Raw genomic sequence first — 536 nt, forward strand, 5'->3', positions numbered from 1 at the left:
GTTTATCCCAAGCCCGACGGAAAGCTCACCTTCGACCGGGCCTCCTCGGTGTTTTTGTCCGGTACGACGCACGAAGAGAATCAGCCGCCGCACCTGGTGCTGCGCGATCCGTCGATCCCAATTGGTGAAAACCTGCCGCTTTATGGCGAACCGGCGCGGCTGTACTGCCCGGCCGGCGTCTACGAGGTGGTCTACGCCGACGAGGCCAAAAAAACCGATCCGCGCTTCGTCATCAACGCGCAGAACTGCGTGCATTGCAAAACCTGCGACATCAAGGATCCCGCGCAGAACATCACCTGGGTGCCGCCGGAAGGCGCGGGCGGGCCGAATTACGCGGGGATGTGATTCCCTTCCCCTTGCGGGGAAGGGTTAGGGATGGGGGTCGAGCAACCTGCTTTAATGCCGAAGAACACCGCGACCCCCACTCCCAACCTCTCCCCGCAAGGGGGAGAGGGGCAGATCGCGGCGAACAATCAGCCTGTGTAGGTCACCTCGCGCTGAAAAATGATCCGGGCACTGGGGCTGTCTCCGCCGAC

General features: G+C 62.3%; 1 protein-coding gene. It reads left to right on the forward strand.

The features are described from left to right. A partial coding sequence (locus GSQ79_RS24535; protein WP_174243265.1) for a 4Fe-4S dicluster domain-containing protein occupies positions 1-345 on the forward strand: 345 nt, incomplete at its 5' end. Positions 346-536 lie beyond the last annotated feature (191 nt).

Origin of the sequence: Beijerinckia sp. L45 (assembly GCF_009765775.1) — a bacterium.
Lineage (GTDB): Bacteria > Pseudomonadota > Alphaproteobacteria > Rhizobiales > Beijerinckiaceae > RH-AL1.